This is a genomic window from Methylobacterium sp. J-068 (assembly GCF_022829445.1).
Classification (GTDB): domain Bacteria; phylum Pseudomonadota; class Alphaproteobacteria; order Rhizobiales; family Beijerinckiaceae; genus Methylobacterium.
Genome location: NZ_JAKSXY010000084.1, coordinates 96,470 through 112,063 on the forward strand (window position 1 = coordinate 96,470; position 15,594 = coordinate 112,063).

Annotated in this window: 9 protein-coding genes; 7 read left to right on the forward strand and 2 right to left on the reverse strand. The window is 70.3% G+C overall.

Annotated elements, in window-relative coordinates:
* Nucleotides 1-59: 59 nt before the first annotated feature.
* A complete protein-coding gene (locus tag MKK54_RS14080) occupies nt 60-1,382 on the reverse strand; it encodes an SLBB domain-containing protein (protein ID WP_244011712.1) in 1,323 nt (440 codons plus the stop codon).
* Between the two features lie 87 nt (nt 1,383-1,469).
* Nucleotides 1,470-2,921, reverse strand: coding sequence for a hypothetical protein (locus MKK54_RS14085; protein ID WP_244011714.1), 1,452 nt, complete (start codon nt 2,919-2,921; stop codon nt 1,470-1,472).
* A 374-nt stretch (nt 2,922-3,295) separates the two neighbouring features.
* Here MKK54_RS14085 and MKK54_RS14090 point away from each other — a divergent pair, with 374 nt between their 5' ends.
* The 7 genes from MKK54_RS14090 (at nt 3,296) to MKK54_RS14120 (ending at nt 15,541) form a co-directional block, all read left to right on the forward strand.
* On the forward strand, nt 3,296-8,302 hold the full coding sequence (locus tag MKK54_RS14090; RefSeq protein WP_244011716.1) for a putative Ig domain-containing protein: 5,007 nt from the start codon (nt 3,296-3,298) through the stop codon (nt 8,300-8,302).
* A gap of 414 nt (nt 8,303-8,716) precedes the next feature.
* Complete coding sequence (locus MKK54_RS14095) at nt 8,717-9,496, forward strand: LuxR family transcriptional regulator (RefSeq protein WP_244011718.1); 780 nt, start codon at nt 8,717-8,719, stop codon at nt 9,494-9,496.
* 308 nt (nt 9,497-9,804) lie between these two features.
* Nucleotides 9,805-10,770 (forward strand): hypothetical protein, encoded by a 966-nt coding sequence (locus tag MKK54_RS14100; RefSeq protein ID WP_244011720.1) that lies wholly within the window; start codon nt 9,805-9,807, stop codon nt 10,768-10,770.
* Complete coding sequence (locus MKK54_RS14105) at nt 10,767-11,681, forward strand: hypothetical protein (RefSeq protein WP_244011722.1); 915 nt, start codon at nt 10,767-10,769, stop codon at nt 11,679-11,681. The genes MKK54_RS14100 and MKK54_RS14105 overlap by 4 nt, the downstream gene beginning before the upstream one ends.
* Nucleotides 11,678-13,234, forward strand: coding sequence for a GT4 family glycosyltransferase PelF (pelF, locus tag MKK54_RS14110; protein ID WP_244011724.1), 1,557 nt, complete (start codon nt 11,678-11,680; stop codon nt 13,232-13,234). Before MKK54_RS14105 ends, pelF begins: the two co-directional genes overlap by 4 nt.
* Nucleotides 13,222-14,622: an exopolysaccharide Pel transporter PelG gene (pelG, locus tag MKK54_RS14115; RefSeq protein ID WP_244011726.1), complete on the forward strand. Its 1,401-nt coding sequence runs from the start codon at nt 13,222-13,224 to the stop codon at nt 14,620-14,622. The genes pelF and pelG overlap by 13 nt, the downstream gene beginning before the upstream one ends.
* Nucleotides 14,615-15,541 (forward strand): endo alpha-1,4 polygalactosaminidase, encoded by a 927-nt coding sequence (locus MKK54_RS14120; RefSeq protein WP_244011728.1) that lies wholly within the window; start codon nt 14,615-14,617, stop codon nt 15,539-15,541. Before pelG ends, MKK54_RS14120 begins: the two co-directional genes overlap by 8 nt.
* The last annotated feature ends 53 nt before the right edge of the window (nt 15,542-15,594 follow it).

Consider the following 15,594-nt stretch of genomic DNA (forward strand, 5'->3'; position numbering starts at 1 on the left):
TCGCGGCCGGCACGGTGTCGCGCTTCGATCCTGACGTGAGGGCGTGACGGCGCCCGACTTCAGCGCGGCGTGGCGTCGGCGCCTCGCAGGGCGGCGTCGCCCGCGCCCTCCCGTCCGCGCTCGCCGGGGCCCGGTTCGAGCACGACCTTGAGCACGTCGCCCGGTTCGAGCGTGTCGGTCTCGGCCGCCGGCAGGCTCTGCGGGCCGGCCTGCGTGCTCCGGACGATCCGATAGGCGAGCGCCGGGTCGCGCGACCAGCCGGCGCTCATCGTCGCGCCCACCACCGAGGCCGTGGCGAGGGCGCGCTCGGCGGCCACGATCTCCGCGTCGACGAGGGCCACCTCGCGCTCGGCGGCGAGCCGATGCTGCGCGCTGCCCTGCTCCACCGCCTCGCGGGTCAGGCGCTGGCGCAGCTCCGCCTGGAGGACGCTGACCTCGTATTCCCGCCGGCGCCCCTCCATGTCGACGAAGTCGCGGCGCACGTCCGCGACGCGCTCGCTCTCCACGACCTGGCGCGAGAACAGCGCCTCCATGGTGCGCAGGCGGTCGCCCCGAGCCGCGATCTGGACGCCGTAGGTCTCCAGGCGCTTGCGCAGCAGGTCGACCTCGCTGACGGAGGCCTCGGCCGCCGCCCTGCGGCCCCCCTCCTCCCCGGCCTGCAGGTTCGTCTCCAGGCGCACCACCTTCGCCTCCGCCGCCACGAGGGCGCTGGCTTCCTCGGCCCCCGCGAGGGCGCGCAGCCGCTCGAGCGCGCCTCCCGGCGCCTGTCCGGCGCGTCCGGCCGCCAGCGCGGCCCGGCGCGCCAGGGCGCGCTTGAGCCGGGCGCGGGCCGTCTCCTCCCGCTCGCGCTCGCGCAGGGATTCGACCACGCCCGCGAGGGTGGCCGGGTCCTTGTCGCGGCCGCCGGCGAGGGCGATCGCCTGCAGCACGATCATCCCGCCCGTATACGGATAGGCGCCCGGGTTGCGGACGGAGCCGACGACGAAGACGGGCGCGCGCTGGAGCAGCCCCACCGTCACCCCGCCGTGCCGGCCGAAGGCGGTCTCGAAGACGCCCATCAGATCCGTCCGCAGGGTCTCCAGCGGCTTGCCGGCCGCCGGCACGAAGCCGAAGAACGGCAGCGAGAGCGTCCCGCCCTGCTCGATCGCGTAATCGCCCGACAGGTCGATCCGCTGGTAGAAGGTCTGGATCACGGCGGCGGCCCCGGCGGCCGGCCCCTTGTCGCCCTGCGCCGGGTTCGGGAGCTCCATGGTCTCGTAGAAGGTGATCTTGAGCCGGTCGCCGGCGCGAAGGACCGGACCGCCCTCGGCCCGGGCCTCAAGACCCCGGGCGACCAGACCCGACAGGACGACGAGCAGCGCGGCGGTGCGTGATCTCAGCATGACCTTGTCTCCTGGGGATGGTTGAGCCGGTGGCCTCTGCGGCGCGGATGAGGGGGCGGGCCGGCGCGGGCCGGCATCGGCGGCGGGTCACTGCGTCCTCCGGGCGCCCGGCTCCACGTCGGCCTGTGCTCGGGTCTGCACTCGGGCCTGCGCCGCGATCGGTGCCGGGCTCTGGGTCCGCCGCCGCAACGCGTTCAGGCCGAGGTGCTGTTCGGCCGCGTTGCCGAGGCGCTGCGCCAGCCGGAGCTGATTCGGGATGAGGTCGGTGGGCAGCCGGTCCCGGCGCAGGAGGTCGCCCAGCGTCGCCAGGGCCGCCTCGTCCCCGGCGATGAGGCCGAGAAGCGCGAGCCATTCGGGCCGCGCCGCTCCTGCGAGCCGAGCCGGATCGACGCCCTCGATGAGGTGCCGGGCCAGCAGAGGGTTGCCCTCGTGCAGGGCAAGGCGCGCGGCGAAGAGCGGCTGCCGGCGCAGGGCCTCGAAGGACAGGCGCGGCCGCAGGGGCGCGATCGCATCGAGCCCGTAGCGCAGGGACAGGGCCTCGGCGATCGCCACATGGGCCTCGAACCATCCGGGCCGGGACAGGATCAGCGACGCCTTGCGCCACAGGGCCAGCGAATCGCCGACCACGTGGGCCGCCGCCACGTAGCCGGCGACCTCGTCGGAGGAGGGCTCGGTCGCGCCCTGCGCCCAATCGTCGAGGAGCGCGGTGGCGACACGCCGGTTCCCGTCCTCGGCCACCACCCGGGCGAGGTAGAAGCGCGTTCCGGGGCTGCGCGCGATGACCTGCGCGCCGAGGGCCAACGCGGAGGCCGGGTCGCCGCGGGCGGCCATGCGGCGCACCACGTGAACGCCGAGCCAGGGCTTGTCGCGCCAGACCTCGATCCAGCGGCCCGCCCGCTCGGCGGCCTCCGTCCCCTGGCCGGTCGCGAGGAGGAGGTCGTAGAGCACGATCCGGCCGGTCTCGTGCCCGGCGGGCATCAGCGCATCGGCGCGGCGCAGGGCGGCGAGGGCGGCGTCACGCTCCCCGGCCCAGGACAGCAGGATGCCGAGGCGCTCGATGTCCCCGGGGCGCAGCATCGCCTCGTCCCCGATCGATTTGAGGAGTTCGCGCTCCTCGTCGATGCGTTCCTGGGTCCGGTAGAGGTCGAGGAGCGCCGACAATCGTGCGCGGGTCGGCTCGATCGCCACGAGGATTTGCAGGGTGCGGGTGGCCCCCGGCCGGTCGTCCGAGGCCTGGTAGAGGCCGGCGAGCCAGTCGAGCGCCTGAACGTCGCCGGGCCGCTCCAGGAGGTAGCGCTCCAGCAGGTCCTCGGCGAGCACCCGGTTGCCGGTGGATTCGAGGGCCCGGGCCGCGGCGGCCAGGAAGGCGGGGTCGCGCCGGCCGAGCGCCAGCAGCCGCGCCAATTCGCTCGCCGCCTCGCTGCTGCGCCCGTCCCGCGCCAGCATCGCGAGCTGCTCCTCCGAGCCGGGCGAGAGGGCGTAGCCGGTCGCGGCGGCCGCGAATGCCCAGAGCGCCAGGAAGCGCCAGTCGGTCTTCATGACGGCCCCGCCCCCCGCGCGCGCGGACGCCCGTGACGAAGGCGGGCCGACCGGAAGCCACACGCCGCAACCATGAAGACCCGCCCGTGCTCGATCTCGGTTCCGCGCCATGGAAGCAAGTAAAAATTCAAAACACAAGGATTGATCTTCAATACAATGTTGAACATCATCGGCTGCAAGGTTCGATCGATGGCGTCTATAATGCCAAGGTAGTACGTGTATCCGCTATTTTATTAAGTGGATGTACGAACGAAGATGTTCGCACGGGTGAGAACTGCTTTTCCGGGTCAGCCGAGCGGCGACCGACGCACGAGACACCGAGGTCAGCGACAGATGTCCCACCGGCCAGCGGCGGGCATGGGAGGAATTCCGACATGATCATCGACGGACTTCTCGACGATTGGAGCGAAGCGGACCGGCTCGACTCGTCCCAGACGGGCATTCCGGGCTGGCAGGTCTATGGCCGGGTCCAGGACGGGCAGTTCCTCTTCGCCCTGCACGCGCCGACGGGCATCGCGATCGGCGCGGGGACGACGTTCTGGCTCAACACCGACCGGAACGCCGCCACGGGCTACCAGATCTTCGGCTTCGTCGGCGGGGCCGAGTACAACGTGAACGTCTACTCGGACGGCAAGCCCTATCTGTACACCGGCGCGGCCGGGGAGAACTACGTCTCGGGCCCGGTGCAATACGCCTACGGCGCCGACAACCAGACCCTCGAGATCGCGGTGCCGACCGCGGCCGTCGGCGCGACGGCGAGCGCCGCCGACGTCCTCATCGACGTGAACAACGCCGTTTTCCTGCCCGGCGACTATTCGGGCGGCGGCTACACCGTGGCGCCCGCGCCGGTGACGCAGCCGAGCCCCGTGATCGGCCCCATCACCCTCGACGGCAGCCTTTCGGACTGGACGAGCGCCGACCGGATCGACCATCCGGGCGCGCGTCAGGCCGGCTATGAACTCTATGGCCGCTACGTCGGCGACAACTACGTGGTCGCCATCTCGTCCGCCGTGGCGATCGGCGCCAACACCACGATCTGGCTGAACACCGACCGCGACGCGAAGACCGGCTACCAGATCTTCGGCACGGGCGGCGGCGCCGAGTACAACGTCAATTTCGGCAATAACGGGATGCCGGCCCTGTACACCGGGGCCTCCGGCCAGACCCTCGTCGGTCAGGTCGCCTACGGCACGTCGAGCGACCATCGGGTCGTCGAGATCGCGATCCCGAAATCGGCGCTGGCGGGGGCCCCGAGCGCGATCGACATGCTCCTCGACATCAACGACCAGGCCTTCCTGCCGAACGATTACGGGTCCTACCGCTATACCATCACGGACCCGGCCACCCTGCCGGCGGTCGCGAATCACGGCGTGAAGGTCGGCATCGTCTTCTCGGAATCGAGTGCCAAGACCTATTTCAGCACGACGGCCTATTCACAGCTCTTCATGGCCGCCCAGAACCAGGCCGCCATGGCGGGCGTGCCGTTCGATCTTCTCACCGAGAGCGACCTGACCGACATCGCCAAGATCTCGCAGTACAAGTCGCTGATCTTTCCCTCGATGAGCGCGGTCGCGCTCGACAAGCTCGGCGCCGTCGAGAACACGCTCACCGATGCGGTCTACCATTACGGCGTCGGGCTGGTCACGGCCGGCAACTTCCTGACCAACGACGCCACGGGCGCGCTTCTCCCGGGGGACCCCTATTCCCGCATGAAGAGCCTGCTCGGGCTGACCCGGGATGACGGCGCGGGGCTCGGCGCCGTCAAGGTCGAGGCCGGGGACATCAGCCATCCGGTGATGGCCGGTTACACCGCCGGGGAGGACATCCGCGACTACGCCGCCCTCTCGACCTCCTGGTTCACGCCCGTCGACGGCAGCGCGACGACGCTCGCGACACAGACCACGTCCGGGGGAACCCACGCGGCGGTCCTGGCGACGCATACGGGGGGCAACAACGTCCATTTCGCCAACGAAAACCTGCTCGGCGACAACAACATGCTCGGCCACGCCCTCGATTGGTCGGCCGGCCTGTCGAACGGCCCGTCCGTCAGCCTGCAGATGAGCCGGCAATCGGCGCTGTTCGCCTCGCGCACGGACATGGACCAGTCGCAGGAATCCTTCGACGTCAGCCCGGAAGGTGGCGGACCGGGGATCTACGACAAGCTGCTGCCGATCCTGGCGCAGTGGAAGGCCGACTACAACTTCGTCGGATCGTACTACGTCAACATCGGCAACAACCCGCCCGATCAGACCACGGACTGGACCCGGTCCCTGCCCTATTACCGGCAGATGATCGCCATGGGCAACGAGATCGGAACGCATTCCTACACCCATCCGGAGGACACGAACGTCCTCACCCCAGCGCAGATCCAGTTCGAGTTCGAGCAGTCGAAACTCGTCCTGCAGGACAAGCTCGGCATCCCCGTCACGGGGGCGGCGGTTCCCGGCGCGCCGGAGACCCTCGCCACGGCGCGGCTGATCGACCCCTACTTCTCCTACATCAGCGGCGGCGCCTCCCTGGCCGGGGCGGGCTATCCGGGCGCCATCGGCTACCTGTCGCCGGACGACAAGAATTCCGTCTACATCGCGCCCGACACGTCCTTCGACTTCACCCTGGTGGGCTTCCAGGGCAAGACGGCGGCGCAGGCCTCCGCCGCCTGGGCGGCCGAGTGGGCGGCCCTGAAGGCCCATTCCGACCTGCCGGTGGTGGTCTGGCCCTGGCACGATTACGGACCGACCGCCTGGCAGACCGACGCGCCGGCCCTGTCGCCCTACAACGCCGACATGTTCACGAGCTTCATCCAGACCGCCTACCAGGCGGGCTCGGAATTCGTGACCCTCGACGACCTCGCCCGGCGCGTCGCCGCCTTCGAGCAATCGACGCTAGATTTCAGCTTCAACGCGACGAACAACGTCCTCACCGCCACGGTGGGGTCGGGCGCCGCCGGCAAGTTCGCCCTCGACCTGGAGGGGGGCGCGGCGATCCGCAGCGTCGCCAACTGGTACGCCTACGATTCGGATAGCGTCTTCGTCGCCAGGACGGGGGGAACCTACACGATCGACCTCGGCCCGATCCCCGACGACGTGACCCACATCACGGCCCTGCCGTCGCGCGCCGACCTCGTCTCGGTCACCGGTGACGGGACGAAGCTCGCCTTCTCGGTGGTGGGCGAGGGCAACGTCCTGATCGACCTCGTCGATCCGGCCGGGCGAACGCCGCAGGTCACCGGCGCCACCGTCAAGAGCCTGAACGGCGACAAGCTCGAACTCGTCCTCACCGGCACCGGCGAGCACGACGTCACCGTGGGATTCGCGAACCGCGCGCCCGTCCTCGCCCACGCGATCGCCGACCAGACCACGAACGAGGACGCGCCCTTCGTCTTCGCGGTGCCAGCCGGCTCCTTCACGGACGATCCCGGCGACACCCTCGCCTACGCGGCGACGCTGGCGAGCGGCGCCGCGCTGCCGGCCTGGCTCCACTTCGATGCCGCGACGCAGACCTTGTCCGGGACGCCCCTGAACGCCGATGTCGGCACGCTCGCGCTCAAGGTCGCCGCGACCGATCCCTCCGGCGCCAGCACGTCCGGCCTCTTCGCGCTGACCGTGATCAACACCAACGACGCGCCCACCCTCGCGGTGCCGATCCCCGATGCCACCGCCGCCGAGGGCACGCCCTTCAGCCTGACCGTGGCGGCCAACACCTTCGCGGATGTCGATGTCGGGGATACGCTGCGCTACGCGGCGACCCTGGCCGACGGGTCGGCGCTGCCGGCCTGGCTCAGCTTCGATGCGATCGCGGAGCGCTTCTCGGGCACGCCGCCCGTGGGAGGCCCCGCGTCGCTGTCCCTGAAGGTCACGGCGACGGATAGCGGCGGGCTCACCGCGAGCGATACCTTCGATGTGGCCATCGCGGCCAGGAACCTCGTCCTCACCGGAACCACCGGCAACGACACCCTCACCGGCGGGCGCGGCAACGACACCCTGAACGGGCTCGCGGGGAACGATGTCCTCGACGGCGGCCCCGGCGCCGACACCATGACGGGCGGTGCGGGCAACGACACCTACGTGGTCGACAATGTCGGCGACCGGGTCGTCGAGGCCGCGGGCGGCGGCACGGACCTCGTGCAGACGACGCTCGGCGCGTACACGCTCCCGGTCAATGTCGAGGCGCTCGTCTTCACCGGCACGGGCGACTTCACCGGCACCGGAAACAACCTGGCCAATACCATCACGGGGGGCGGCGGCACCGACGTCCTCGACGGCGGCCTCGGCGCCGACACGCTGATCGGGGGTGCGGGCAACGACACCTACATCGTCGACAATGCCGGCGACCGGGTGGTGGAGGCGGCCGGCGGGGGCATCGACACGGTGCGCACCGCCCTCGCCTACGTGCTGCCGGCGGAGGTGGAGAACCTGATCCTCACCGGCACCGCGAACCGGCAGGGCACGGGCAACGCCCTCGACAACACGATCACGGGCAATGCGGGCAACAACGTCCTCGACGGGGGCGCCGGCGCCGATACGCTGATCGGGGGTGCGGGCAACGACACCTACATCGTCGACAATGCCGGCGACCAGGTCATCGAGGCCGCAGGCGAAGGCACCGACGGGGTGCGGACGAGCCTCTCCGCCTACACCCTGACGCCCAACGTCGAGACCCTCGCCTTCACGGGGACCGGCGACTTCCACGGCACCGGCAACGCCCTCGCCAACACCATCACGGGCGGGGCCGGCAACGACGTCCTCGACGGAGGCCTCGACAGCCTCGCCGACCGGCTCGTCGGCGGGCTCGGCAACGACACCTACATCGTGCGGGCGGGAGACATCGTCGTGGAGAGCGCCGGGGGCGGCAACGACGTCGTGATGACGGACCTCGCGGCCTACACCCTGACGGCCAATGTCGAGACCCTGGTCTTCACCGGCACGGGAGCGTTCACCGGCACGGGCAACGCCCTCGACAACGTCATCGTCGGCGGAGGCGGCGACGACGCCCTGCTGGGCAATGCCGGCAACGACCGCCTGGAGGGCGGTGCCGGGCACGACACCCTGACGGGCGGCGCGGGCGCCGACATCTTCATCTTCGACGCACCGAGCGGCACCAGCGCCGACCGGGTGATGGATTTCCGCGTGCTCCAGGGCGACAAGCTCGCCGTCCACGGCTCGGATTACGGGTTGGGGACCGGCCTGCTCCCCGCCGATTATTTCGAGACGGTCTCCACGCCCGGCGGTCTCGCCACGAAGGCGCATGCGGAGTTCCTGTTCAACAGCGCGTCCCAGACCCTGCTCTGGGACCCGGACGGGTCCGGCGCGGCGGCCGCCGTCTCGGTGGCGAGCTTCGCCACCAAGGTCGTGCTGCACGAGACGGACTTCGTCATTCTGTAGGACCGTCCCGGCCTGCTCGCGCGCCGGCATCGCGATGGTCCCATCGCGGTCCGGCGCCGGAGGCCGTGACATCCTCGGACCGGGACGATCCCGCGTCGCGCGAATCATCCCGGCGGGGTGCATCGCGCGTGGCGCCGGGCGCCTTCCCGGACGCCTCGGACCGCGCGACTTCTTGCAATGCGATATCGATTTACTGATTTTAGCGTGATCGACAAGTGACACAATCCGGCGTTTCAAGCATTCGCGCCGACATCGTTTTCAACAAAAGTTAAGTCTGTGAAATTTTTACAATGATTACTTGTAATTTAGAATACGTCGCTGTAACTGAACAAAACGTCGCAGTCTCGTGATCGACCTGTATCGCGACACTACCGACCCAGAAAATTGCAATGATCGCTACGGGAGGTATCGACTATGTCACTCGTCGCAATGGAGTCGAGCCTTTCGGCGACGGAGAGCGACCCATCCACCGTGGTCATTGTCGACCCGCGCGTCTTGTTCCGGGAGAGCCTGATCTTCCAAATTCAGAAGAACGGCGGCGCTCCGAACGTGCTGGGCTTCTGCACCGTCGCACAATGGCAGGCCGTTGCACGGGAGAGAGCGCCCGCATCCGTGATCGTGATCGCCGCCACCCACCGCAGCATCGCGCAGATGGAGTGCGAGCTGGATCTGCTCGCCGCCGTCAGCCCCGGCGTCCCCGTCGTGCTGCTGTCCGAACTGGAGGATTACCATCAGGTCGCCGAAGCGATGCGGCGGGGCCTGAGCGGGTTCATCCCGATGACGAGTTCGGTGAAGGTGGCCCAGAGCGCCATCGCGCTCGTGCTGGCGGGAGGCTGCTTCATTCCCTCCGGCATCGTCTGCACGCGCGACGCGGCGCCCGCCGCGAAGGGACAGGCGAGCGGATCGGTCCGGCTCACCGAGCGGGAGACCGCCGTGCTCGGCGCCTTGCAGATCGGCAAGCCGAACAAGGTGATCGCCTACGAACTCAACATGTGCACCAACACCGTGAAGGTTCACGTGCGCAACATCATGAAGAAGCTTCAGGCCAAGAACCGCACCGAACTGGCCTACCTCGTCAACACCAAGGGGGTGGTATCCTGGGGGCCGCGGATCGGCGGCGCCTGGTTCCACGCGCTGCCGGCGGTCGATCATGGCGCCGCGATGCAGCCCCTCGCCGCTTCGCCCCTGGCCTGAGCGAGGCCCCTCGCCGCCGCGACCCTCGCCGCCGGCGGGGGGCAAGGGATTCGCATCGTCTGGCAGTCGTTCATTCCGGGGCCGCCGAGGGGCTTGCGAACGGCCGGGGATCTGGCGGATCGGGAACCGCCGCTCACGCGGACTAACGCCGACGTGTTAGCGCATTCTTCCCCAAGTAATGCAGAGTGATTACAGCACGCATTACGTATTGCAAGGTAAAACCTTGTCCTGTCAGATGCTTCTGAAGACGTCGCGCGGAACGACGCCTCGCACCGGAACGGACGGCGATCGAGTCGGGGGAGCAGGCGGTGAGGGCAGCTTCGGGGCAGGCGTTGGGAACGGCGGGCTCCGAGCAGTCCGCCCTCCTGCTGGGCTGGCGCCGCTACGTTCCGGAGGCGATCGGGCTCGTCCTCTTCCTGGTCCTCGTGGATCATCTCTATTTCGACGGCACCCGCTTCGCCTGGATCGCGCCCCGCCCGTTCTGGATTCCCATCATCCTGATCTCGGCGCAGTACGGTCTCGCGGGCGGCGTCTTCGCCACCCTCGCGTCGACGCTGGCCCTGTACAGTTCCGCGCTGCCGTCGCAGCTCGCGACGCAGGATTACTATGCCTATTCGCGGCTGGTGGTGGCCGAACCGACCGCGTGGCTCGCCTGTGCGCTGGTCCTCGGCGGCTTGCGCAGCCTCCACATCTTCCACGCCGCGGAGTTGCGCCAGCAGCGGGACGACGCGCTGCAGGAGGGCGAGATCCTCGGTCGCGGCCTCTCGGACGCGATGGCGGAGATCGCCCGGCTCGAATTGCGGATCGCGAGCGAGACGCAGACCCTCGGCGCCGTGGCCCAGGCCTTCGGGCGCCTCGACGCCGGGGACGCGCCTCGGCCGGCCGCGAGCCTCGCCGAACTCGGCCGCCTCCTTATCGGGGCGAGCGCGATCACGCTCTACGGGCATGGCCCCGAGGGCTTCGCGGCCCTGGCCGTCGCCGGGGACGGCGCATCGCGCGACCACGTCGGCATCCCGCCCCTCGACGACGGCACGGTGCAGGCCCTGCGCCAGACCCCAGACCTCGTCTGGCGGCGCGACCGCGTGGCCGATGCCGAGCGGATGCCCGCCGGAGCGATCCTCGCCATCGGCATCCCCGCACCCGACCGCTCCGGCCCGCTCGGCCTCATCCTGGTGGAGCGGCTCCTGCCGAGCCGGACCCTCGCCGCCGCCGCTGCGCAGGCCCGGGACGTGGCGCGCGGCGTGGCCGGCCTTCTCGGGCGGGTGGAGCGATGATGATCGACGCGGAACCAGGCGGCGTCGCCGCGAGCGCCCGGACCGGCTGGGTCGTCGGCGGCCTCACGCGGACGCCGCCGATCTGGATCGCGCTCGCCACGGCTCTCGGCGAGGTCGCCCTCGCCCTCGCGCTGGTGAAGGGACTCGCCGGGCCGGCGCCGGTGCTGGCGGGCCACCTCGCCCTTTGCCTTCTCCTCGGCCTCCGCGCGGCGCAGGACGCGGACGCATCGGCATCCCTCGCCCACCTGACGCTCTGGACCTTCGTGGCCGGCCCGCTCGGCAGCCTCGTCGCCCTCGGGCTCGCGATCCTCGACGGGGTGGCGGGCAAGCCCGCCCTGGCTCGGGATTTCGGGAGCTGGGTCGAGGCGGAGGGCGCCCTGGAGCCGACCACCGCCTGCCGTCGCCTGAGCAGCGACCTGCGCGATGGCCGCCTCCGGGTCGGCAATGCCGGCGCGGTGCCGGCCCTGGCCGATGTCCTCGCGACGGGGCCCAAGGAGGCGAAGTTCGAGGCGCTGGCGATTGTCGGTCGCCGGTTCGATCCCGCCCTCACCCACGTCATCCGCGCGGCGATCCAGGATGCCGATCCCTCCGTGCGGGTCCTCGCCTCCACGGTGCTCGCCAAGCTCCAGACGCGCTTCACCCGCGACCTCATCGCCCTGGAGGAGGCCGCCGCGCGATCCCCCGACGACGCGGCGGCCTGGATCGCCCTCGCGCGGGCGCGCCGGACTTACGCCGAATCGGGACTGACCGAACCTCTTCAGGCCCGCGCGGAACGCGAGGCGGCCCGCCTCGCCGCCGGCCGGGCCGTGGCGGCGGAGCCCCGGAACGCCGCCGCGCAGATCCTGCTCGCGGAGATCGATGGCGCCGACGGTCGGCCCGCGGATGCGCCTCGACCGGAGACCGGCTCATGACGGCGCGCGGCACGGCAGCACCGTCGGACGTCTGCCTGCTGGTCGAGGGCGGCTATCCCTATCTTCTCGGGGGCGTCTCGTCCTGGACCGACAGCTACATCCGCAGCTTTCCGCACAAGCGCTTCAGCATCGTGGCCTTCACGGTGTCGAGCCAGGACCGCACGCCGAAATTCACGCTGCCGCCGAACGTCGACAGCGTCACCGACGTCCTCATCGATGCCTGTCCTCCCGGACGTCTGCCCATTTTACGCGGGCGCGACCGGGTCGCGCCGATGATCGAGAGTCTGCGCACGGTGCTGACCGAGGGCGACGGGGCGGCCTGGGCCGCCTGCGTCCGCGCCTTCGCGGCCCGCGGCCTCGGACAGCGGGCGCTGCTCGACTCGCGTGCCGCCTGGACCGCCCTGGAGCGGATCTACGAGGCGATGCTTCCGGGCGCGCCCTTCGTCGATTTCTTCTGGACCTGGCGCTTCCTGGCCCGCAGCCTCATCGCGGTGGCCACCGCCCCGATCCCGCCGGCTCGGATCTACCACGCGCTCTCGACGGGGTATCCGGGCCTGTTCGGTGCTCGCGCGCGGATTCTGACCGGCAGGCCCTTCGTCGTGACCGAGCACGGCATCTACACGAACGAGCGCCGGATCGAACTCTCCGTCGCCGACTGGATCTACGATTCCGGCGCGGGCGGGTTCGACGTGAGCGGCGCCACGCCCGAGTTGCGCCGGGTCTGGCTGAACGCCTTCAACGGCATGGCGCGGATCAGCTACGATTCCGCGGACCGCATCACGACCCAGTTCCGGACCAACCAGCTCTACCAGATCCAGGACGGCGCCCCGGAGGCGAAGCTCCGCGCCATCCCGAACGGCATCCGGCTCGACGAGTTCGCCGCGATTCCTCCGGGGCCGCTGCCGCGCCGCCCCACCGTCCTGCTGGTCGGCCGCGTCGTGCCGATCAAGGACATCCGCACCTTCATCCAGGCCGCCGGCTTGCTGCGCCGGCAGGTGCCGGAGGTCGATGCGATCATCGTCGGGCCGGAGGACGAGGACCCGGCCTACGCGGCCGAGTGCCGGGGCCTCGTGCGCCAGCTCGGCCTGCAGGACACGGTCCGCTTCCTCGGCCGGGTCCGGGACGTGCGCGCCTATTTCGGCCAGACCGACGTCGTCGCGCTCACCAGCATCAGCGAGGCGCAGCCCCTGGCGATCCTCGAGGCCGGCGCGGCCGGCGTGCCGGCGGTGGCCACCGATGTCGGCTCCTGCCGCGAGATCCTGGAAGGCCCCGGCGGCCCTGGCTCAGACACCGTCGGCGGCTACGTGGTGCGGGCCTGCGATCCCCAGGCCACCGCCGACGCTCTCGCGCGAATCCTGCGCGATCCCGCCTTGCGCGACCGCCTGGGGCGGAATCTGCGGGCCCGCATCCATGCCGTGTTCGATCAGGACCGCGTCGTCGGGCTCTACGAGGCGCTCTACGCCTCCCTGGCCCCGGCGCCCGAACCACCCCAGGGGCGCCCCGACACCGTCGCGGATCCCCCGACACCGTCGAGGGTCCCATGGCCGGCCTAGGCTTCGCGCTGGAGCGCATGACGCAGGGACGCTCGCTGACCAGCACCGCCGGCGCCTACGTCTACGCGGCGCTTCTGGTCGCCGGCCCCTGGATCTTCACGGTGCTGGCCATCGGCGGCATCGACCTCGCCGCCTGCCCCGGTGGCGACTGCCCCGGCTTGCCCGTCTTCCGGTCGATCATCATCTACAACGCACTGGTCTCGGCGATCCTGACCGGCCCCATCGCCTTCGTCTGCACCCGCTTCGTCTCGGACCGGATCTGGCTCAAGCGCTACGAGAGCGTCACCTTCGCGTTCGTGGTCGCCCAATCCGTGTTCGCCGGCACGGCGCTGGCGATCGCGGCACCCTTCTACCTGTTCGCGGCGGATCTGCCCGCCCCCGATGCCCTGGCGGGGTTGCAGAACCTGATGCTGATGGGGGCGGCCTGGCTCCTCATCCCGTTTCTCGGGGCGATCCGGAGCTACGTCGCCGTGGCCATCGCCTTCGCGGCCGGCGCGGGCCTCATGGTGGCGCTGATCGCGGTGGCGCCGCGCAGCGATCCCCTGCACCTGCTGACCGCCTTCAACGTCGGCCTGACCGTCATCGACCTGCTCCTCGCCCGGCGTCTCCTGCGGGAATACGGCATGGCGCTCGTCCCCGACGGCGCTCTGGCCCGCACGCTGCGCACCCACTGGGACCTGCCCTTGATCGGGCTGACCTGCGCCCTCGGGCTCTGGGTCGACAAGCTGATCATGTGGTGCGCGGCACCCGTCGGCGTCACCATTGTGGGCGGCGCCTTCCGGACCATGCCGAACTACGACACGCCGATGTTCTGGGCGCAGCTGGCCTCGATCCCGATCCTCGCGGTGTTCTTCGTCCACGTGGAGACGAACTTCTTCCGCCTCAGCCGCGCCTTCTACGGCAGCCTCGCCAACGGGGTCAGCCGGCGGGACCTGACCCGCATGATGGCGCGGCTGTCGCATTTCGTGATGGCCAAGCTCGTCGGGCTGTTCATCGCCCTCTCGGCCGTCGCCCTCATCGCGATCCTGATCTCCTTCGTGGTGATCGAGCCCCTCGGCCTGCGGGCGAGCCAGATGGGCATCCTGCGCGCGGCCCTGGCCGGGATGGTGTTCCAGACCAGCTCCTCGTTCTGCTTCATCTTCCTGCTGTACTTCGACCTGCGCCGGCACGCGCTCGCGGTCTCGGGGACGTACTTCATCCTCAACGGCACGCTGACGGCGGCCCTCCTGCCCCTCGGCTTCCCGTATTTCGGCTACGGCAACCTGCTCGCCTCGGCGCTCACCTTCCTGCTCGCGGTATTGATCCTCGCCCACGAACTGCCCTGGCTGCATTTCCACGCCTTCGTGACCAACAACACCTCCCTCCGAGCGAGTCCGAGCGATGGATAGCGGTCCCAAGCACCCGTCCCCGGGCCTCCCGCCCCCGACGCTCCCGCGCCGCAGCGTGCTGGGGCTGCTCGGCGGCCTCGGCGCCGCCGGTCTCCTCGACCGTCCGGCCCGGGCCCAGCACTGGCTCGCGCGTCCGGGCCTGTCCTGGACCCTCTTCTACGGCGAGGACCTCGATCCCGAGGAATTCGAGGAATTCGACATCGCGGTGCTCGATCCGGGCTTCAAGCGCCCGGTCGCGTCGGTGACGGCCCTCGGCACGCAGGCGCTGGGTTACCTCAGCCTCGGCGAGATCAAGCGCACGAGCCCGTTCTTCCCGCGTCTGAACGATCCCGACACCCTGCTGTCCGAGAATCCGAACTGGCCCGACACCGTCCTCTGCGACGTGCGCCGCCCGGCCTGGCGCGCCCTGGTCCTCGACGTGGCGATTCCGGCCCTGCTGGAGCAGGGCTTCTCCGGCCTGTTCTTCGATACCCTCGATACCCCGCCCCACCTCGAACAGACCGACCCCGAGCGCTTCGCCGGGATGCGCGAGGCCGCCATCGACCTCGTGCGCACGATCCGCCAGCGCTTTCCCGGCCGGACGCTGCTGATGAACCGCGGCTACGCCCTGCTGCCCGAGCTGACGGACGCCGTCGACGGCGTCGTCGCCGAGAGCCTGCTGACGACCTATGACGGGCGGGCGAACGGCTATCGCTGGATCGAGGAGACCGAGCGCGATCAGCACCGGCAGGCCCTGCAGCCGCTGCGCGACGCCTCACCGCCCGTGCCGATCCTCAGCCTGGATTACTGGGACCCGGAGGATGCGGACACGATCCGCGAGATCTATGCCCGCGAGCGTGCCCTCGGGCATCGGCCCTACGTCGCGCAGGTCCTCCTCGACAAGATCATCCGCGAGCCCGTCGCAACCGCGCAGAGATGAAGTCCATGCGTCTGGTCCCGGCTGCTGTCGGATGGTGTCCTAATCCTTTCGTG